Source organism: Cupriavidus sp. H39, from assembly GCF_050271075.1.
Classification (GTDB): Bacteria; Pseudomonadota; Gammaproteobacteria; order Burkholderiales; family Burkholderiaceae; genus Cupriavidus; species Cupriavidus necator_B.
Map to the genome: position 1 here is coordinate 3378267 of NZ_CP189848.1, position 19039 is coordinate 3397305.

General features: G+C 62.3%; 13 protein-coding genes, 2 tRNA genes and 3 rRNA genes. 3 read left to right on the top strand and 15 right to left on the bottom strand.

Going from position 1 to position 19039, the window contains the following annotated elements:
- Positions 1 to 48: 48 nt before the first annotated feature.
- Positions 49 to 1251 carry an ABC transporter substrate-binding protein gene (locus tag ACOCMH_RS31025; RefSeq protein ID WP_427311433.1) on the top strand — a complete coding sequence of 401 codons (1203 nt, stop codon included), beginning with the start codon at positions 49 to 51 and terminating at the stop codon, positions 1249 to 1251.
- Between the two features lie 79 nt (positions 1252 to 1330).
- Here the strand turns inward: ACOCMH_RS31025 and ACOCMH_RS31030 are convergent, their stop codons facing one another.
- From ACOCMH_RS31030 to ACOCMH_RS31055, 6 genes are all read right to left on the bottom strand, one after another.
- Entirely contained in the window at positions 1331 to 2362 is a 1032-nt protein-coding gene (locus ACOCMH_RS31030) for an ABC transporter ATP-binding protein (RefSeq protein ID WP_427313398.1), read from the bottom strand.
- Positions 2363 to 2388: 26 nt separating this feature from the next.
- Positions 2389 to 3387, bottom strand: coding sequence for an ABC transporter ATP-binding protein (locus ACOCMH_RS31035; RefSeq protein ID WP_427311435.1), 999 nt, complete (start codon positions 3385 to 3387; stop codon positions 2389 to 2391).
- Between the two features lie 13 nt (positions 3388 to 3400).
- Positions 3401 to 4333 (bottom strand): ABC transporter permease, encoded by a 933-nt coding sequence (locus ACOCMH_RS31040; RefSeq protein ID WP_427311437.1) that lies wholly within the window; start codon positions 4331 to 4333, stop codon positions 3401 to 3403.
- Between the two features lie 3 nt (positions 4334 to 4336).
- Positions 4337 to 5314, bottom strand: coding sequence for an ABC transporter permease (locus tag ACOCMH_RS31045; protein WP_427311438.1), 978 nt, complete (start codon positions 5312 to 5314; stop codon positions 4337 to 4339).
- Between the two features lie 112 nt (positions 5315 to 5426).
- Entirely contained in the window at positions 5427 to 7013 is a 1587-nt protein-coding gene (locus tag ACOCMH_RS31050; RefSeq protein ID WP_427311440.1) for an ABC transporter substrate-binding protein, read from the bottom strand.
- A gap of 66 nt (positions 7014 to 7079) precedes the next feature.
- Entirely contained in the window at positions 7080 to 7301 is a 222-nt protein-coding gene (locus ACOCMH_RS31055) for a hypothetical protein (RefSeq protein WP_427311442.1), read from the bottom strand.
- Between the two features lie 35 nt (positions 7302 to 7336).
- Here ACOCMH_RS31055 and ACOCMH_RS31060 point away from each other — a divergent pair, with 35 nt between their 5' ends.
- On the top strand, positions 7337 to 8530 hold the full coding sequence (locus ACOCMH_RS31060) for a M20 aminoacylase family protein (protein ID WP_427311443.1): 1194 nt from the start codon (positions 7337 to 7339) through the stop codon (positions 8528 to 8530).
- A gap of 75 nt (positions 8531 to 8605) precedes the next feature.
- Positions 8606 to 9631, top strand: coding sequence for a DUF2891 domain-containing protein (locus ACOCMH_RS31065; protein WP_427311445.1), 1026 nt, complete (start codon positions 8606 to 8608; stop codon positions 9629 to 9631).
- A gap of 17 nt (positions 9632 to 9648) precedes the next feature.
- Here the strand turns inward: ACOCMH_RS31065 and ACOCMH_RS31070 are convergent, their stop codons facing one another.
- The 9 genes from ACOCMH_RS31070 to ACOCMH_RS31110 form a co-directional block, all read right to left on the bottom strand.
- A complete protein-coding gene (locus ACOCMH_RS31070; protein ID WP_427311447.1) occupies positions 9649 to 10596 on the bottom strand; it encodes a DUF3047 domain-containing protein in 948 nt (315 codons plus the stop codon).
- 282 nt (positions 10597 to 10878) lie between these two features.
- Positions 10879 to 10991: ribosomal RNA gene (rrf, locus tag ACOCMH_RS31075) — 5S ribosomal RNA — on the bottom strand.
- A 121-nt stretch (positions 10992 to 11112) separates the two neighbouring features.
- A 23S ribosomal RNA gene (locus tag ACOCMH_RS31080) occupies positions 11113 to 13991 on the bottom strand.
- 316 nt (positions 13992 to 14307) lie between these two features.
- A tRNA-Ala gene (locus ACOCMH_RS31085) sits at positions 14308 to 14383 on the bottom strand.
- A gap of 12 nt (positions 14384 to 14395) precedes the next feature.
- Positions 14396 to 14472 (bottom strand) — tRNA-Ile (locus ACOCMH_RS31090).
- Positions 14473 to 14534: 62 nt separating this feature from the next.
- A 16S ribosomal RNA gene (locus tag ACOCMH_RS31095) occupies positions 14535 to 16066 on the bottom strand.
- Together the 16S, 23S and 5S rRNA genes with 2 tRNA genes alongside form the textbook arrangement of a ribosomal RNA operon.
- 575 nt (positions 16067 to 16641) lie before the next feature.
- Positions 16642 to 17418 carry an enoyl-CoA hydratase gene (locus ACOCMH_RS31100; RefSeq protein WP_427311449.1) on the bottom strand — a complete coding sequence of 259 codons (777 nt, stop codon included), beginning with the start codon at positions 17416 to 17418 and terminating at the stop codon, positions 16642 to 16644.
- A gap of 93 nt (positions 17419 to 17511) precedes the next feature.
- On the bottom strand, positions 17512 to 18264 hold the full coding sequence (locus ACOCMH_RS31105; RefSeq protein WP_427313399.1) for an amino acid ABC transporter ATP-binding protein: 753 nt from the start codon (positions 18262 to 18264) through the stop codon (positions 17512 to 17514).
- A gap of 37 nt (positions 18265 to 18301) precedes the next feature.
- The gene (locus tag ACOCMH_RS31110; RefSeq protein ID WP_171516670.1) at positions 18302 to 18955 is read right to left on the bottom strand and encodes an amino acid ABC transporter permease; all 654 of its coding nucleotides are present in this window, start codon (positions 18953 to 18955) and stop codon (positions 18302 to 18304) included.
- Between the last annotated feature and the right edge of the window lie 84 nt (positions 18956 to 19039).

A 19039-nucleotide genomic window follows, 5' to 3' on the forward strand; every position in this document is an offset into this window, starting at 1 on the left:
CCGGCCAACGCGGCGAACGGGTAACCGAACCATCATTCGCGGGGGTTTATGTCTTTCCAATCCGGGGTCAATGGCCGGCTTGCCGGCCTGCTGGTGGCGTTTGCCATCGGCTCGGGCGGCGCATCTGGCGCTGCCTTCGCAGCCAACACCGCGGCCAGCGCCGCTACCTCCGAGCACGGCGTCACCGCCGACACCATCCTGCTGGGCCAGTCCGCCGCGCTGACGGGCCCGACCGCGGTGCTCGGCAAGCAGATGAACTCGGGTGCGCGGCTGTATTTCGACCACATCAACCAGCAGGGCGGCATCCACGGGCGCAAGATCCGGCTCGAGGCGCTGGACGACTACTACGAGCCCGACCCAGCCGCCAAGAACACCAGGAAACTGATCGAGGAAGACCGCGTCTTCGCCCTGTTCGGCTATGTCGGCACGCCCACCAGCCAGGCCGCGCTGCCGCTGGCGATCCAGGCCAGGGTGCCGTTCTTCGGACCGTACACGGGGGCGCAGTCGCTGCGCGAGCCGCACAGCCGCTACGTGTTCCATGTGCGCGCCGGGTACAACGAGGAAACCGCGGCGATCCTGCGCCAGATCCAGACCACCGGGCTCAAGCGCGTGGCCGTGGTCTACAACGAGGACGCCTACGGCAAGGCCGGCCTGGACGGGCTTGAGCGCGCGCTCAAGGCCGCGCCCGGCAGCGGCGTGCAGATCGTCGCGCGCGAACCTGTGGTTCGCAACACCACCGAAATCGGCGACGCCATGCAGGGCTCGATGAAGGCGAACCCCGACGCCGTGGTCATGATCAGCGCCTACCGCACCGCCGGCGCCTTCGTGAAGGAAGCGCTGCGCCGCGGCTACAACGGCCAGTTCTACAACGTATCGTTCGTCGGAACGCAGGCACTGGCCAACGTGGTCGGCGCCCAGGGCAGCGGCGTGATCATCTCGCAGGTGATGCCGCACCCGGGCAACGCCACACTGCCGATCGTGCGCGAATACCTGCGCCTGCTGCAGGCCGCCGGCAAGCCCAGCGAATTCGACTACGCCAGCATCGAGGGCTTCATCGCCGCCAAGACCTTCACCGAAGGCCTGCGCCGCGCGGGCAAGGACCTGACGCGCGAGAAGCTGGTGACCGCGCTGGAATCGATGCGTAACTACGACCTGGGCGGGTTTATCGTCAACTTCACGCCGGAGAACCACGTGGGTTCGAAGTTCGTGGAGATGACAATCATCAATTCGAAGGGCCAGGTAATCCGCTGACGCGCTGAGCGAAACCGCATGTTGTCTCGCCTCTCCCGCTTGCGGGAGAGGCGAGCAAACCAGCGCTAGTTGGGGCGCCCTATTCCATGTCGTTCAGGTGACACGCCGAGAACCGCATCGGCGCAATCTCCTTCAGCAGCGGCTGCTCTTCCCGGCAACGCGGCATCGCATGCGGGCAGCGCGGATGGAAATGGCAGCCGCTCGGCGGGTTCAGCGGCGACGGAATTTCGCCACGGATCGCCACGTAGGTCTTGCGCGCCACCTCCAGCTTCGGCGCCTCCGCCAGCAGGGCTTGCGTATAGGGATGGTTGGGCGCGGCGAACACGTCCTCGGTCGGCGCAGATTCCACTACCCGCCCCAGGTACATGATCACCACCCGATCGCTGATGTGCTTGACCACGCCCAGGTCGTGGCTGATGAACAGGTAGGTCAGGTTCAGTTCTTCGCGCAGGCGCATGAACAGGTTCAGCACCTGGGCCTGGATCGACACGTCCAGCGCCGCGACTGACTCGTCGCAGACCAGGAACTCGGGTTTCACCGCCAGCGCCCGCGCAATGCCGATGCGCGCGCGCTGGCCGCCCGAGAACTGGTGCGGGAAGCGCCGCAGCACGGTCGGGTCCATGCCCACGCGCACCAGCATGTCCTCCACATAGCCCTTTTGCGCGGCGCGCCCGACCATGCCGTGCACCACCGGTGCCTCGCCGACGATATCGAGCACGCGCAGCCGCGGGTTCAGCGAGGCATACGGGTCCTGGAAGATCATCTGGATCGCCAGCTGCTTTTCGCGCCGCTTGTCGGGCGGCAGGTGGTCCAGGTTGATGCCGCGCCACAGCCGCTCCCCCTCGGTCAGCGAGTGCAGGCCCACGGCCATGCGCCCAAGCGTGGACTTGCCGCAGCCGGACTCGCCGACCAGGCCCACCACCTCGCCGGCGCGGATGCTCAGGTCCACGCGGTCGACCGCGTGCACCACCTCTTCATGCGCATGGGCGCCAAACAGGTTGGCAATGCGCGCGGCCGCGTCGAGCGACTTGACGAAGCGCTTGGACACGCCGCGCAACTCCAGGATCGGCGCGCCCGGCGTGGCGCCTTCTTCAGCGACAGGATTCGTCATCGGTCGGGATTGCAGTGCAGTGGCGCTCATGCCGCCTCCTGGTTGGCCAGCACCGGATGGAAGCAGCGCAGGCGGCGCCCGTCGGCGGCAGTTTCGAGCGGCGGCTCGATCTTGCAGGCCGCGGTGGCGTACGGGCAGCGCTCGCGGAACGCGCAGCCGCCCGGCAGGTTCAGCAGCGACGGCGTCATGCCCGGGATCTGCCGCAGCGGCGTGCCGCGCGGATTGCGCGACGGCGCCGAACGGATCAGGCCGTGGGTATAGGGATGCTCGGGACGTTCCAGCACCTGGCGCACATCGCCGGCTTCGACGATCTTGCCGGCATACATCACGCACACGGTATCGGCCAGCCCCGCCACCACCGACAGGTCATGCGTGATCCAGATCAGCGCCGTGCCCGACTCGCGGCACAGCGTCTGCATCTCGTACAGGATCTGGCCCTGGATGGTGACGTCGAGCGCCGTGGTCGGTTCGTCGGCAATGATCAGGTCGGGCTTGTTCAGCAACGCGATGGCAATCGCCACGCGCTGGCGCATGCCGCCCGAGAACTGGTGCGGGTACGCCAGCAGGCGCTCGTCCGGCGACGGGATGCCGACCCGCGCCAGCGCATTGCGCGCGCGCTCGCGCGCCACCGCCTTGCCGACATTCTCGTGCGCCAGCACCGCCTCGATCATCTGCGTATCGATGCGCAGCACCGGGTTCAGCGTCATCATCGGATCCTGGAAGATCATCGCGATGCGGTTGCCGCGCACGTCGCGCTGCTGCGCCGGCGTGAGCGCACGCAGGTCGCGCGTCATGCCGTCGCGGCTGGTCAGCGCGATGCGGCCGTCGACGATCTTCCCCGGCGGGTCGATCAGGCCCATGATCGAGTAGCCGGTCATGGACTTGCCCGAGCCGGACTCGCCCACCAGCCCCATGATCTCACCGCGGCCCACGGTGAAGGACACGTCATCGACGGCCCGGGCGATGCCGCCGCGCGTGTAGAAATGCGTTTTCAGGTGTTCGACCACCAAGGTCGGTTGTGCCATGTCGCGCTCCCGGTTATTGCGTCTGCAGGCGCGGGTTCAGCACATCGCGCAGCTGGTCGGCCACCAGGTTCATCGCCACGATGGTGACCACCAGCGCGATGCCCGGGAAAAAGCTGATCCAGTACTTGCCCGACAGCATGTACTGCTGGCCGTTCGAGATCAGCGAACCGAGCGACGGCTCGGTGACCGGCACGCCCAGCCCGAGGAAGGACAGCGTCGCCTCCAGCGTGATCGCCGAGGCCACCTGCAGCGCCGCGATCACGATCAGCGGCGGCAGGCAGTTGGGCAGCAGGTGCCGGAACATAATGCGCGCGGGGGGCAGGCCCAGGCAGGTGGCGGCCTCGATATACTCCTTGCGGCGTTCGACCAGCGCGGCGCTGCGCGTGGTGCGCGCATAGTAGGCCCACTGCACCGCCACCAGCGCGATCACGATATTGCCCAGCCCCGGGCGCAGGAAGGCCAGCAGGATCAGCGCCAGAAGGATCGGCGGGAACGACAGCTGCAGGTCGGCCACGCGCATGATCAAGGCTTCGATGCGCCCGCCCAGGAAGCCGGCCAGCAGGCCGAGTGTGGCGCCGAGCAGCAGCGCGATGATGGTGCTGACCACGCCCACGCCGATGCTGATGCGCAGCCCGTACATCACCGCCGACAGGATGTCGCGGCCCTGCTCGTCCGAGCCCAGCAGGAAGGTCATGCCATTGCCGGCCTGCTCGCCCGGCGCCAGGCGCGCGTCGAGCACGTCCAGCGTGGCCAGGTCATACGGGTTCTGCGGCGCCAGCCACGGCGCGAAGATGGCAATCAGGATGATGGTTACCAGCGTCGCCAGGCCGGCCACGGCGATCTTGCTGGCGAAAAACTCGGCGGCAAAGCGCCGCCACGGCGATTGCTCGCGCGCCGCGGCGGGCGGCAGGTTCTTGTCTTCGGGTTCCACAGTCACGGCGGTCATGGCTCAGCCCTTGTTGTCGGCAATGCGCACGCGCGGATCGAGCATGCTGTAGAGGATGTCCACCACCAGGTTGATCAGGATGAACAATGTCACGATCACCATCAGGTAGGCGACGATCACCGGCCGGTCCAGCAGCTGGATCGAGTCGATGATGAGCTTGCCCATGCCGGGCCAGGCAAAGATCGATTCCGTCACGATCGCAAAGGCGATGATCGAGCCGAACTGCAGCGCAATCACGGTGACGATGGGGATCAGGATGTTCTTCAGCACATGCACGCCGACGATGCGGGTGTTCGACAACCCCTTGGCGCGCGCGAACTTGACGTAGTCCTGCAGCATCGCCTCCTGCGTGCCGGCGCGCGTGAGCCGGATCACCATGGCGATGTTCAGCAGCGACAGCGTCACCGCCGGCAGGATCAGGTGGCGGATGCCGTCGACGGTCAGGAAGCTGAGCGGGATGCCCAGCACGCGCACGGTCTCGCCGCGGCCGTTCGAGGGCAACCAGCCCAGCTGCACCGCGAACACCATGATCAGCATCAGGCCGACCCAGAAGGTGGGCAGCGAGAAGCCCAGGATCGACACCGTCATGATCGACTTGCCGGCAATGCCCTTGGGCCTCAGCCCCGCCCACAGGCCCAGCGGGATGCCCAGCACGATCGCCAGCAGGATCGCGCAGACGGCCAGCTCCATGGTGGCGGGCATGCGCTCGAAGATCAGCTTGAGCGCCGGCGTGCCATGGGCGAACGACGTGCCCAGGTTGCCTTGCAGCGCATTCTGCAGGAACACCCAGTATTGCTCCCACAGCGGCTTGTCCAGGCCCAGCGCCGCGATGGTGCGCCTGATGTCCTCCTGGTCGGCCTGCGGGTTGATCAGGATGTCGACGGGATTGCCGATGGCAAAGACGCCCAGGAAAACCAGCAGCGACATGACGAAGAGCACGACCACGCTCTGCATCAGGCGCCGGATGATAAAGACCAGCATATTCAACCACTATCCTTTCGCGCGCGAATGCGCACCGCCCGGGAGCGCGATGCGCTTCCAGGCGGCGCGGCAGCCATGCGCGGCACCGCGAACTCAGCAGCAGGCAGCCTGCTTACTGGGGCTTGAAATTATGCGCGTACGTGCGCTCGTCGGTACGCGGCACGTAGACGATGCCCTTCTGCGTGGCCCAGGTGGTCACCTGCTGGTGGATCGGGATGATACCGCCATCGTTGATCGCGATCGCGGTGGCCTCCTGCAGCAGCTTGGAGCGTTCGGTGTCATCCACGGTCGACAGCGCCTTTTCCAGCACCACGTCCATCTTCGGGTTGCAGTACTCGCCCCAGTTGGTGGTGCCAAAACCCTTCTTGCTGTCCTCGCACGCCAGCAGCGCGCGCAGCGGCGAACTGACCTCTCCGGTCTGGGCGCCCCAGCCGAGCAGGCCGAACGACCACTCATGCTTGATGCCCTTGGACGAGTACGTGGCCATTGGCATGCCTTCGACCTTGGTGGCGATGCCGATGCGGGTCAGGTTCTGCGCAATGGTCTGCGCGATCTTCTCGTCGTTGACGTAGCGATTGTTGGGCGTGTGCAGTGTCACGCCGAAGCCGTTGGGGAAGCCCGCTTCCGCCAGCAGCTTCTTCGCGCCCTCGGGGTCGTACTTGACCGTCTTCAGGTTGGGGTTGTAGCCGAACAGCGTGGGCGGCACCAGGTTGTTGGTCGGCTCGGACAGGCCTTCCATCAGTCGGTCCTTGATGCCCTGCCGGTTGATCGCCATGCTGATGGCATTGCGCACCCGCGCGTCCTTCAGCGGGTTCTTGTCCATCGGCGCGCCTTCCTTGGTGGTGACGTAGGGCGACTTGTCGCGCTTGGCATCGAAATACAGGTAGATCACGCGGTGCGAGATCTTGGAGAAGAACGACAGCTTGGGGTCCTTGCGCACCTTGGGCAGGTCAGGCGTGGGCACGTTCTCGATGGCCTGCACATCGCCCGACAGCAGCGCCGCCAGGCGCGTTGCCGGGTTGGGGATAAAGCGCAGCGTGACCTTGTCCCAGGCCGGCTTGTTGCCCCAGTAATCGTTGTTGCGCACCAGCTCGACCCGGTCGTCGCGCGCATAGCTGACAAACTTGAACGGGCCGGTGCCGACCATGCCCTTGCCCTGCGCGAAGTCATCCGAGCTCAGGCCCTGCGTGGCCTTCTTCTGCACGATGAAGATCGAGGTCAGGTCGTTCAGCATCAGCGGATACGGCTGGCTGGTGGTCAGCTGGATGGTGTACTTGTCGATGATCTTCTTGTTGACGATCGCCTTGGTGTAGACGTCGAACTTGCCCGGGCTGTTCTGGATGGTGGCCGGGCGGTCCAGCGACCAGATCACGTCTTCTGCCGTCAGTTCGGTACCGTCGTGGAACTTCACGCCCTTGCGGATCTTGAATTCCCACGTGAGGTTATTGACGAGTTTCCACGACTCGGCCAGGCCCGGGATGATGCGGCTGTCCGGGTCCATCTTGGTCAGCGAGTCGAAGACATGCTCGGAAACGTTGATGTTGGAGAACAGGTTGTAGAAGTGCGGATCCATCGAGGTAGGCGGCGAACTCATGGCCAGTTTGAGGTCCGCGGCCTGGGCGGTGCCGGCCAGCGCGAGGCCAAGGGCCCCCGCCACCGACACCACGCCAATTGCCTTCTTGAAAGTGCGAAGGGACATCGCGCAATTCCCCCTGTAGGAAGTGAAGCAGACGTTTTGGGATCGGCAATGCGCGCGCGCAGCGGGTCACGAGCGGCGCTGCTTTTTGGTGCGATGGGGCATCATAAAGCCACGGTATTGCCGGCCGGGCACTTCAAGCATGAACTGTTCCAGCAGTGCACATGCCACGGCAATGCGGGGAAACCCACCCGCGCTGGCATATTGCACTGCGCCAACCGGGCAACCGCGCAGCAAATCGCCGCATTTTGGCGCTTTCGCGGGAGGCATCGTATGATCGGGGTATCCCATCGCTAACGCCTTTGACTCCGAGGCCGCCCGGCATCATGAAGCTCATCCCCGAAATCCTGCAGGCACAAGCCGAAATCCGCGCGATCCGGCGCGATATCCACGCCCACCCTGAACTCTGCTTCCAAGAGCAGCGCACCGCCGACGTGGTGGCGCGCAACCTGGAATCGTGGGGCATCGAAGTCCATCGCGGCCTGGGCACCACCGGCCTGGTCGGCGTGATCCGCAACGGTAGCAGCCCGCGCACCATCGGCCTGCGCGCCGACATGGACGCGCTGCCGCTGCAAGAAGCCAACATCTTCGACCACCGCTCGCAGCACACCGGCAAGATGCACGCGTGCGGCCACGACGGCCACACCGCCATGCTGCTCGGCGCGGCGCGCTACCTGGCGCAGCACAAGCCCTTCGACGGCACCGTGCACCTGATCTTCCAGCCGGCCGAGGAAGGCGGCGGCGGCGCGCGCGAGATGATCAAGGATGGCCTGTTCGAGCGCTTTCCGTGCGATGCGGTGTTCGGCGTGCACAACTGGCCGGGCATGCCGGTGGGCGCCTTCGGCACGCGCGCGGGCCCGCTGATGGCCTCGAGCAACGAGTTCCGCATCGTCGTGCGCGGCAAGGGCGCGCACGCCGCCATGCCCAACAACGGCAACGACCCGGTGTTCACCGCGGCGCAGATCGTATCGGCGCTGCAGGGCATCATTACGCGCAACAAGCGGCCGATCGATACCGCCGTGATCTCGGTCACGCAGTTCCATGCCGGCGATGCCACCAACATCGTGCCGGACCAGGCGTGGATCGGCGGCACGGTGCGCACGTTCACGGTGCCGGTGCTGGACCTGATCGAGCGCCGCATGGAAGAGGTGGCGCGCGCGGTGGCGGCGGCATTCGATTGCACCATCGAATACGAATTCCACCGCAACTATCCGCCCACCATCAACAGCGAAGCCGAGACCGGCTTTGCCGCCACGGTCGCCGCCGAACTGGTCGGCGCGGACAACGTCGACAGCAACGTCGAGCCCACCATGGGCGCCGAGGATTTTTCCTTCATGCTGCAGCACAAGCCGGGGTGCTACCTGTTCCTGGGCAACGGCGACGGCGGCCATCGAGACGCCGGCCACGGCATCGGGCCGTGCATGCTGCACAACCCGAGCTACGATTTCAACGACGAACTGCTGCCGGTCGGCTCGACCTTCTTCGTGCGGCTGGTGGAGAAGTGGCTGGCGCCTGCCTGACGGCATAAACCAGAGCGTGCCACAGCACGCCTGCCTGAAACAGGGCACTAGGATCACTACAGGGGAGCTTTGGCGATGGGGCGTTCGGCGCTGGATCGCGAGACCGCGCGCAGCTTCGCGCGCGTGGCGCTGGAGAATATCCAGCGCCGTTATCCGTACAAGCTGGACCACATGATGGTGGCCGCCGGCGACCTCGCCAGCCCCGCCGCCTGGCATCCGGTCTTTTGCGGCAGCTATGACTGGCACTCCAGCGTCCATATGCACTGGCTGCTGGCGCGGCTGCTAGCGCTGTACCCGGATCTTGCGGAAGCGCCACGCATCCGCGCCCTGCTCGATGCGCAGTTGCGCCCCGATGCCATGGCCGCCGAACTGGCCTACTTCCAACGGCCCGATTCGCGCACCTTCGAGCGCCCCTACGGCTGGGGCTGGATGCTGAAGCTGCAGGCCGAGCTGCTGGCGCTGGCGCGGCATGACCCGCACGCCTGCGCCTGGGCTGAAGCGTGCGCGCCCCTGGCCTCGCACCTGTCGCAGCAACTGGCGGATTTCCTTGATGCGGCGGCATTCCCGGTGCGCACCGGAACCCATTTCAACAGCGCCTTCGCGCTGGTCATGGCGCTGGCCTATGCGCGCGCGCATCAGGACCTGGCGCTGCGGCGCGCCATTGTGCGGCGTGCCCATCGCTGGTTCGGCCACGACCAGAAGTATCCGGCGCGCTACGAGCCGGGCGGCGACGAGTTCCTGTCCGGCGGCCTGACCGAAGCCGTGCTGATGCACGCCGTCATGGACGGCTGCGCGTTTTCGGAATGGTGGGAATTGTTTGTGCCGGGCCAGGCCGAGCTCGCCAATTGGCTGACACCGGTGGTGGTAACAAACCGCAGCGACCCCAAGACCTCGCACCTGGATGGACTGAACCTGTCGCGTGCCTGGTGCTGGCGCATGCTGGAACCTGCCCTGCCCGACCCGCTGCGGCCCCTGGCGATCCGCGCATGGTCGGACCATATCGACGCGGCGCTGCCGCAGGCCGTGGAAGGCGAGTATGTGTCAACGCACTGGCTGGCCTCGTTCGCGGTGCTAGCGCTGGCCGAACCGATCGGCGGCTGAGGTGCCGCCGCTGCGCTTCAATCCAGCGCGATGTCGCCGTACCAGGCTTCGGCCTTGCTCCGGGTGTTGTCGGTATCCGTCATGATGCCGACGGCGATGACGCGGCCCGGATCGGCGCCAAACGCCTTGCGGTAGTCGGCGCGCAAATCGCGCTCGTGGCAACGCCACTCATTGGCATGCTTCATGCCGCTATCCACCACGATCATGCGCACGCGATCGGTGTGCGGATTCTTTACCACGGCGCCTTCCGCGCGCTGCCCGCCCCAGATATACATCAGCGTGGCGTATGGCATCTCGCGTCCGGTGGTCAGCCGCGCCATCTCGTACATCAACTGGTCCTTGAGGGGCAGCGCGCCCTTGTCGCCGTCGAATGCAACGAACAGGCGCAGCGGCGAATCCTCGCGCGGGCCATGGCTGTTGTCGGCGTTGCGGATAATGCCGCTGGTCTTCCACGTCCAGCGCAGCATGCCGGGATCGCGCTCGCGCAGCGGTACATAGAGTCCGGAGGCGGAACTGTCGGCCTTGGCGTGCACCACGACGCGCTGGTCGACCTCGGCCATCGAATAAGTGGTCGGGATCTTGTTGCGGTTGATGGTCCATGGCTGCCAGCCGACGGGCAACTGGCCGCTGCGCGGCGAGGCCGAGAACAACGGCAGTGTGGCAAGGGAGGCTGGCGAGGCATCGGCGGCATCGCCATCGTCCCCGGCCTCGGCATCCTCGGCGCGGGTGTTGGCAACGGCCAACGCGTCGGGCCCGGGCACGGCGGTATCGCTCTGCACCGCTGCGTGGGCCGCCATGCGCTGCGTGAACGTCTGGCAATCGATCGCGGAAGTCGCGGCCATCGCGGCCGCGGGAGCCGTAGCCGCGTGGGGGGCTGACGGTTCAGGGGAAGACGATGCACATCCTGCCAGCAGCAGCGCACCGGCGGCGCCAGTCAAAACCAGCCGAAACTTCTTGGCCGTCATGTAACCCCTCGAAACCCGAAAACGCGGACCCGCTCTGTCGGCAACGGCCCGGTCTATTGCTCACTGCTTGCTGCAAACACATGTTGCAACCGCCTTCGTGCCACCCGTGGGCACTTGAGGGTCGAACATAGCAGAAGGCGCAGGGTGCCGGAATGCGCGACGACCCGGGTTGCAGCGCGAATACAACGGCTGTCGGCGTCCGAACGGTTTGCAGCAATTTCGCGACGCCAAAAGACAAAACCCCTCGCAGCGAATGCTGTCGAGGGGTTTTGCACAATAAGAGCCTGGCGATGACCTACTTTCACACGGGAATCCGCACTATCATCGGCGCGGAGCTGTTTCACGGACCTGTTCGGGATGGGAAGGGGTGGTTCCAGCTCGCTATGGTCACCAGGCATGAGGGGTTGTGGCGCTGTCCTGGGACAGCGTCACGAATCGGGATGTAGTGTTGGTTGTGTATGGACTGTGTCAACTGGCACAAGGCGAATCACTCACCAGGCAAAACACACTGGTTATAGGATCAAGCCTTACGGGCAATTAGTACTGGTTAGCTTAACGCATTACTGCGCTTCCACACCCAGCCTATCAACGTCCTGGTCTCGAACGACCCTTCAAGGAGGTCAAGCCTCCAGGGAATCCTCATCTTCAGGCGAGTTTCCCGCTTAGATGCTTTCAGCGGTTATCTCTTCCGTACATAGCTACCCTGCGATGCCTCTGGCGAGACAACAGGTACACCAGCGGTACGTCCACTCCGGTCCTCTCGTACTAGGAGCAGCCCCCGTCAAGATTCCAACGCCCACGGCAGATAGGGACCAAACTGTCTCACGACGTTTTAAACCCAGCTCACGTACCTCTTTAAATGGCGAACAGCCATACCCTTGGGACCGGCTACAGCCCCAGGATGAGATGAGCCGACATCGAGGTGCCAAACACCGCCGTCGATATGAACTCTTGGGCGGTATCAGCCTGTTATCCCCAGAGTACCTTTTATCCGTTGAGCGATGGCCCTTCCATTCAGAACCACCGGATCACTATGTCCTGCTTTCGCACCTGCTCGACTTGTCGGTCTCGCAGTTAAGCACGCTTTTGCCATTGCACTTTAGGTACGATGTCCGACCGTACCAAGCGTACCTTCGAACTCCTCCGTTACACTTTGGGAGGAGACCGCCCCAGTCAAACTGCCTACCATGCACTGTCCCCGACCCGGATTCACGGGCCAAGGTTAGAACCTCAAACAAACCAGGGTGGTATTTCAAGGACGGCTCCACGTGAACTGGCGTCCACGCTTCAAAGCCTCCCACCTATCCTACACAGATCGGTTCAAAGTCCAATGCAAAGCTACAGTAAAGGTTCATGGGGTCTTTCCGTCTAGCCGCGGGGAGATTGCATCATCACAAACACTTCAACTTCGCTGAGTCTCGGGAGGAGACAGTGTGGCCATCGTTACGCCATTCGTGCAGGTCGGAACTTACCCGACAAGGAATTTCGCTACCTTAGGACCGTTATAGTTACGGCCGCCGTTTACCGGGACTTCAATCAAGAGCTTGCACCCCATCATTTAATCTTCCGGCACCGGGCAGGCGTCACACCCTATACGTCCACTTTCGTGTTTGCAGAGTGCTGTGTTTTTATTAAACAGTCGCAGCCACCATTTTATTGCAACCCCTTCACCCTTCTGGCGCAGGCCAGTCAAGCTACCAGGGCGTACCTTATCCCGAAGTTACGGTACCAATTTGCCGAGTTCCTTCTCCCGAGTTCTCTCAAGCGCCTTAGAATACTCATCTCGCCCACCTGTGTCGGTTTGCGGTACGGTCTCGTATGACTGAAGCTTAGAGGCTTTTCTTGGAACCACTTCCAATTGCTTCGCAGCACTAGGCCGCTCGCCCCACACTCTTGAATTCCGCGCCCGGATTTGCCTAAGCGCCTTCTCCAATGCAGGGACCGGGACTTCCAACACCCGGACAACCTTCCGCGATCCGTCCCCCCATCGCATCATACGACGGTGCAGGAATATTAACCTGCTTCCCATCAGCTACGCATCTCTGCCTCGCCTTAGGGGCCGACTCACCCTACGCCGATGAACGTTGCGTAGGAAACCTTGGGCTTACGGCGAGGGGGCCTTTCACCCCCTTTATCGCTACTCATGTCAGCATTCGCACTTCTGATACCTCCAGCATCCTTTACAAGACACCTTCACAGGCTTACAGAACGCTCTCCTACCACGCACTTGCGTGCGTCCGCAGCTTCGGTATATGGCTTAGCCCCGTTACATCTTCCGCGCAGGACGACTCGATCAGTGAGCTATTACGCTTTCTTTAAAGGGTGGCTGCTTCTAAGCCAACCTCCTGACTGTTTTAGCCTTCCCACTTCGTTTCCCACTTAGCCATATTTGGGGACCTTAGCTGGCGGTCTGGGTTGTTTCCCTCTTGACACCGGACGTTAGCACCCGATGTCTGTCTCCCGTGATTGCACTCTTCGGTATTCGGAGTTTGCTATGGCGGGGTAATCAGCAATAGACCCCCCAACCATGACAGTGCTCTACCCCCGAAGGTGAGACACGAGGCACTACCTAAATAGTTTTCGGAGAGAACCAGCTATTTCCAGATTTGTTTAGCCTTTCACCCCTATCCACAGCTCATCCCCTAACTTTTCAACGTTAGTGGGTTCGGTCCTCCAGTACGTGTTACCGCACCTTCAACCTGGCCATGGATAGATCATCTGGTTTCGGGTCTACACCCAGCGACTCAACGCCCTGTTCGGACTCGCTTTCGCTACGCCTTCCCTAATCGGTTAAGCTTGCCACTGAATGTAAGTCGCTGACCCATTATACAAAAGGTACGCCGTCACCCCTTACGAGGCTCCGACTGTTTGTATGCATGCGGTTTCAGGATCTATTTCACTCCCCTCCCGGGGTTCTTTTCGCCTTTCCCTCACGGTACTGGTTCACTATCGGTCGATCACGAGTATTTAGCCTTGGAGGATGGTCCCCCCATCTTCAGACAGGATTTCACGTGTCCCGCCCTACTTGTCGTACACCTAGTTCCACAATCGTGTTTTCGCATACAGGGCTATCACCTGCTAGGGCCGGGCTTTCCATCCCGTTCTGCTAACACCACTGCTAAAGAGTACAAGGCTCTTCCCATTTCGTTCGCCACTACTCTGGGAATCTCGGTTGATTTCTGTTCCTGCAGCTACTTAGATGTTTCAGTTCGCCGCGTTCGCTTCCCTGACCTATGAATTCAGTCAGGGATGACCCATACGGGCCGGGTTTCCCCATTCGGACATCTCCGGATCAAAGCTTGTTTGCCAGCTCCCCGAAGCTTTTCGCAGGCTACCGCGTCCTTCATCGCCTGTGATCGCCAAGGCATCCACCACATGCACTTGTTCGCTTGACCCTATAACGAGTGTGTCTCGATGACTCGAAACCGTCGCTACAGGATGAGTTCTCGCATTTGTGCCGTATTCCAAGTCATCTTTCGATCACTTAAATACATTTTGGTTGATACAATCACAACCCGGTATCGCGTTATACAACTGTGCGTCTCATCAACGCACCGCGACACCTTTACTACATCCCATATTGTTAAAGAACAGCCGATTCGCAGGTGAGACCCGCGATCGCTTGGCAATGCCAAAGGGAAGCACTCAGTAAGCGCTTTCCTTTGACAACCAAACCAAGGTACCAGGTAGTTTCGTCCCGCTCGTAAGCGGTGGTGGAGGATGACGGGATCGAACCGACGACCCCCTGCTTGCAAAGCAGGTGCTCTCCCAGCTGAGCTAATCCCCCCTTCGGATAACTTGGTGGGTCTGGTAGGACTTGAACCTACGACCCCCGCCTTATCAAGACGGTGCTCTAACCACCTGAGCTACAGACCCTTGGCTGTAACAGCAAACAAACCGATAAGTGTGAACGCTAGGCTTGAGACACAAGCCTCTGGAAAGGAGGTGATCCAGCCGCACCTTCCGATACGGCTACCTTGTTACGACTTCACCCCAGTCATGAACCCTGCCGTGGTAATCGCCCTCCTTGCGGTTAGGCTAACTACTTCTGGCAAAACCCACTCCCATGGTGTGACGGGCGGTGTGTACAAGACCCGGGAACGTATTCACCGCGGCATGCTGATCCGCGATTACTAGCGATTCCAGCTTCACGCAGTCGAGTTGCAGACTGCGATCCGGACTACGATGCGTTTTCTGGGATTAGCTCCCCCTCGCGGGTTGGCAACCCTCTGTACGCACCATTGTATGACGTGTGAAGCCCTACCCATAAGGGCCATGAGGACTTGACGTCATCCCCACCTTCCTCCGGTTTGTCACCGGCAGTCTCTCTAGAGTGCCCTTTCGTAGCAACTAGAGACAAGGGTTGCGCTCGTTGCGGGACTTAACCCAACATCTCACGACACGAGCTGACGACAGCCATGCAGCACCTGTGTCCACTTTCCCTTTCGGGCACCTGATGCATCTCTGCTTCGTTAGTGGCATGTCAAGGGTAGGTAAGGTTTTTCGCGTTGCATCGAATTAATCCACATCATCCACCGCTTGTGCGGGTCCCCGTCAATTCCTTTGAGTTTTAATCTTGCGACCGTACTCCCCAGGCGGTCAACTTCACGCGTTAGCTACGTTACTGAAGAAATGAATCCCCAACAACTAGTTGACATCGTTTAGGGCGTGGACTACCAGGGTATCTAATCCTGTTTGCTCCCCACGCTTTCGTGCATGAGCGTCAGTGACGTCCCAGGGGGCTGCCTTCGCCATCGGTATTCCTCCACATCTCTACGCATTTCACTGCTACACGTGGAATTCTACCCCCCTCTGACATACTCTAGCCTGACAGTCACAAGCGCCATTCCCAAGTTGAGCTCGGGGATTTCACGCCTGTCTTATCAAACCGCCTGCGCACGCTTTACGCCCAGTAATTCCGATTAACGCTCGCACCCTACGTATTACCGCGGCTGCTGGCACGTAGTTAGCCGGTGCTTATTCTTCCGGTACCGTCATCGACCCCGGGTATTGGCCAGGGCCATTTCTTTCCGGACAAAAGTGCTTTACAACCCGAAGGCCTTCTTCACACACGCGGCATTGCTGGATCAGGGTTGCCCCCATTGTCCAAAATTCCCCACTGCTGCCTCCCGTAGGAGTCTGGGCCGTGTCTCAGTCCCAGTGTGGCTGATCGTCCTCTCAGACCAGCTACTGATCGTCGCCTTGGTAGGCTTTTACCCCACCAACTAGCTAATCAGACATCGGCCGCTCCTGTCGCGCGAGGCCTTACGGTCCCCCGCTTTCACCCTCAGGTCGTATGCGGTATTAGCTAATCTTTCGACTAGTTATCCCCCACGACAGGGCACGTTCCGATGTATTACTCACCCGTTCGCCACTCGCCACCAGGGTTGCCCCCGTGCTGCCGTTCGACTTGCATGTGTAAGGCATGCCGCCAGCGTTCAATCTGAGCCAGGATCAAACTCTTCAGTTCAATCTCTGTGTGGAAGCCTCGCGGCTCCCTCGCTCTTTCGAGCGGTCGCTCACTCTCAGAAAACTGACTGACCAGATCCGAAGACCCGGTCACGTTTTGCTGTGCGAGCACTGTATAACTTGAAGCAACACTGTCCGAAGACAGCGGCGTCCGCTACCCAGCGCCCACACTTATCGGTTGTTTGTTTGTTAAAGAACTTCGCCACCCGGCTTTGCCGTTCAGCGCGCCGCGTTGTCTGCAGCAGAGAAACGAGATTATGCAGAGCTTTCTTCGTTTCGTCAACCGTTTGCAGCAATCTTTTTTGCTGCCGTCAGCGCTGCAAACCTTGCTGCGCCAACCTTCCGGCCGACCCCGCATCCCTTGCTGCGCCTGCCTTGCAGGGGCCGCTTGGTGTTGCGAGGGGGCGAATAGTAGGCCGGTTTCGCCGCCCTTGCAACACCTTTGTCACGACAATCCGCTAAACGTTCCCGCGATTATCGCGTAAGCCCTTGAGCAGCAAGGAGAAACTCCGAAAGCACAGGGAAAGTGAAATGCAATACCCCTGCCGGGCCGTCGGGTATTCCTTAGCCCTGGTGTCAACGATGCTGGAAGTTCGGACTGCGCTTCTCGACGAAAGCGGCCATGCCTTCCTTCTGATCTTCGCTGGCGAAGGTGGCATGGAACAACCGGCGCTCGAAGTGAACCCCTTCTGCCAGCGACGTCTCGTAGGCGGCGTTGACCGACTCCTTGATCATCATGACCACCGGCAGCGAGAACCCGGCGATGGTCTCGGCCGCCGCCAGCACTTCGTCCAGCAGCTTGTCGGCCGGCACCACGCGGGACACCAGGCCCGAGCGCTCGGCCTCCGCGGCGTCCATCATGCGCGACGTCAGGCACAGGTCCATCGCCTTGGCCTTGGACACGGCGCGCGGCAGGCGCTGCGTGCCACCCGCGCCGGGCATGGTGCCGAGCTTGACCTCGGGCTGGCCGAACTTAGCGGAATCCGCAGCGATGATGATGTCGCACATCATCGCCAGCTCGCAGCCGCCGCCCAGCGCATAGCCGGCCACGCCGGCGATCACGGGCTTGCGGATCTTGCGGATGGTTTCCCAGTTGCGGGTGATGTAGTCGCCCTTGTACACGTCCATAAACGAATACTTGGCCATCATGCCGATATCGGCGCCGGCGGCAAAGGCGCGCTCGCTGCCGGTGATGACGATGGCGCCGATACCCTCATCCTGATCAAAGGCGGTCAGCGCGGCGCCCAGTTCGTCCATCAGCGCATCATTGAGCGCATTCAGGGCCTTCGGGCGGTTCAGCGTGACCAGGCCAACGCGGCCACGGGTCTCGACCAGGATGTTTTCGTACGGCATGTCTTCTCCTAGATATGGTCAGGCGGATGGCACGGGCGCCACCGGCTGCGGGCTATTCTGCCATCGGTTGCGGCGTGGCGGCGCGGGCGCCGGCTAGAGCATGTGCGCCAGGAATTCGCGGGTGCGCGCGTGGGCCGGCGCCCCGAACACTTCGCCAGGCGCGCCCTCTTCGAGAATCCTGCCGTCATCCATGAACACGACATGGTTTGCCACTTCCCGCGCAAACCCCATTTCATGAGTGACGACAAGCATGGTCATATGTTCTTCGGCAAGCTGCCGCATGGTGCGTAGCACCTCGCCGGTCAGTTCCGGATCGAGCGCGGAGGTGGGCTCGTCGAACAGCATGATGTCGGGTTCCATGGCCAGTGCGCGCGCGATCGCCACGCGCTGCTTCTGGCCGCCGGACAGCCGCGCCGGATAGCTGTCGCGCTTGGCCAGCAGGCCGACCTTGCGCAGCAGTTCCTCCGCCTTGGGGATCACCGCATCGCGCCGCAGCCCCTTGACGGTGACCGGGGCCTCGATGATGTTCTGCAGCACCGTCATGTGCGGGAACAGGTTGAACGACTGGAACACCATGCCCATTTTCCGGCAGATGCGGCGCACCTCCGCGTCCGCCACGTACCTGGCCGCGCCGTCGGGGCCGGCGGCAGCCAGCGTCTCGCCCTCGATGTGGAGGGTGCCGCGGTCGATCACCTCGAGATGGTTCAGGCAGCGCAGCAAGGTACTCTTGCCCGAGCCCGACGGGCCGATCACAGCCGTGACATCGCCTTTGCGCAGGGTCAGCGAAACGCCGCGCAAGACCTGCAGCGGCCCGAACGACTTGAAAATGTCCCGTGCCGCGATCATGACGCCGGGCGCATCGGGGGAAGGGGCGCCGTTCCGGCTAGTCATCATGTTTGGCATAGCGTTTTTCGAGATTCTGGAAGAACCAGGTCAGAATCAGCGTCATCACCAGATAAAAGAGCGCGGCGACGAGGAAAGGCGTGGTGGTGAAATCGCGCTGCACAATGCCGCGCGCGGTACGCAGAATGTCGTTGAGGGCCAGCACGTAGATCAGTGAGGTGTCCTTGATCAACGTAATGGTTTCATTGCTGACCGGCGGCAATACCCGGCTGACCATCTGCGGCAGTACCACCCGCCGCATGGTCTGGAAGTAGCTCATGCCCAGCGCCTTGCTGGCCTCATACTGGCCGCGGTCGACCGACTTGATTCCGGCGCGGAAGATTTCCGCGAAATAGGCGGCGTAGTTGAGCGCGAAGGCCACCACTGCCGCCGGAAAATCAGGCAGGCGCACGCCGATGACCGGCACGAACGGCAGCGCGAAATAGATGAACAGCATTTGCAGCATCAGCGGCGTGCCGCGCATCAGCCAGATATAGCCGTTGACCAGGCCGCTCAGCAGCGGCCATGACGAAATGCGTGCCAGTGCCAGCGCAAGCCCGAGCGGCACGGACAAGGCGAGCGTGATGGCGAACAGCGTCAGCGTGACTTTGGCACCCTGCGCCAGCGGCAGCAGAAGAGATAAGACGTAATCCATGCTCGCGCGTACAAGAAAGGGAGGACCCCGGGGCAAGCCCGGCTTAAGGATCCGAAGGGGCCCGGAGGTGGCGCGGCGCCCCGC

Bases quoted from the DNA above. Each gene is read 5' to 3' on its own strand.
- ACOCMH_RS31040 (WP_427311437.1), bottom strand. From the start codon at position 4,333: ATGACCGCCGTGACTGTGGAACCCGAAGACAAGAACCTGCCGCCCGCC.
- ACOCMH_RS31070 (WP_427311447.1), bottom strand. From the start codon at position 10,596: ATGACGGCCAAGAAGTTTCGGCTGGTTTTGACTGGCGCCGCCGGTGCG.
- ACOCMH_RS31100 (WP_427311449.1), bottom strand. From the start codon at position 17,418: ATGCCGTACGAAAACATCCTGGTCGAGACCCGTGGCCGCGTTGGCCTG.
- ACOCMH_RS31025 (WP_427311433.1), top strand. From the start codon at position 49: ATGTCTTTCCAATCCGGGGTCAATGGCCGGCTTGCCGGCCTGCTGGTG.
- ACOCMH_RS31055 (WP_427311442.1), bottom strand. From the start codon at position 7,301: ATGGGATACCCCGATCATACGATGCCTCCCGCGAAAGCGCCAAAATGC.
- ACOCMH_RS31035 (WP_427311435.1), bottom strand. From the start codon at position 3,387: ATGGCACAACCGACCTTGGTGGTCGAACACCTGAAAACGCATTTCTAC.
- ACOCMH_RS31110 (WP_171516670.1), bottom strand. From the start codon at position 18,955: ATGGATTACGTCTTATCTCTTCTGCTGCCGCTGGCGCAGGGTGCCAAA.
- ACOCMH_RS31065 (WP_427311445.1), top strand. From the start codon at position 8,606: ATGGGGCGTTCGGCGCTGGATCGCGAGACCGCGCGCAGCTTCGCGCGC.
- ACOCMH_RS31045 (WP_427311438.1), bottom strand. From the start codon at position 5,314: ATGCTGGTCTTTATCATCCGGCGCCTGATGCAGAGCGTGGTCGTGCTC.
- ACOCMH_RS31105 (WP_427313399.1), bottom strand. From the start codon at position 18,264: ATGATCGCGGCACGGGACATTTTCAAGTCGTTCGGGCCGCTGCAGGTC.
- ACOCMH_RS31030 (WP_427313398.1), bottom strand. From the start codon at position 2,362: ATGACGAATCCTGTCGCTGAAGAAGGCGCCACGCCGGGCGCGCCGATC.
- ACOCMH_RS31050 (WP_427311440.1), bottom strand. From the start codon at position 7,013: ATGTCCCTTCGCACTTTCAAGAAGGCAATTGGCGTGGTGTCGGTGGCG.
- ACOCMH_RS31060 (WP_427311443.1), top strand. From the start codon at position 7,337: ATGAAGCTCATCCCCGAAATCCTGCAGGCACAAGCCGAAATCCGCGCG.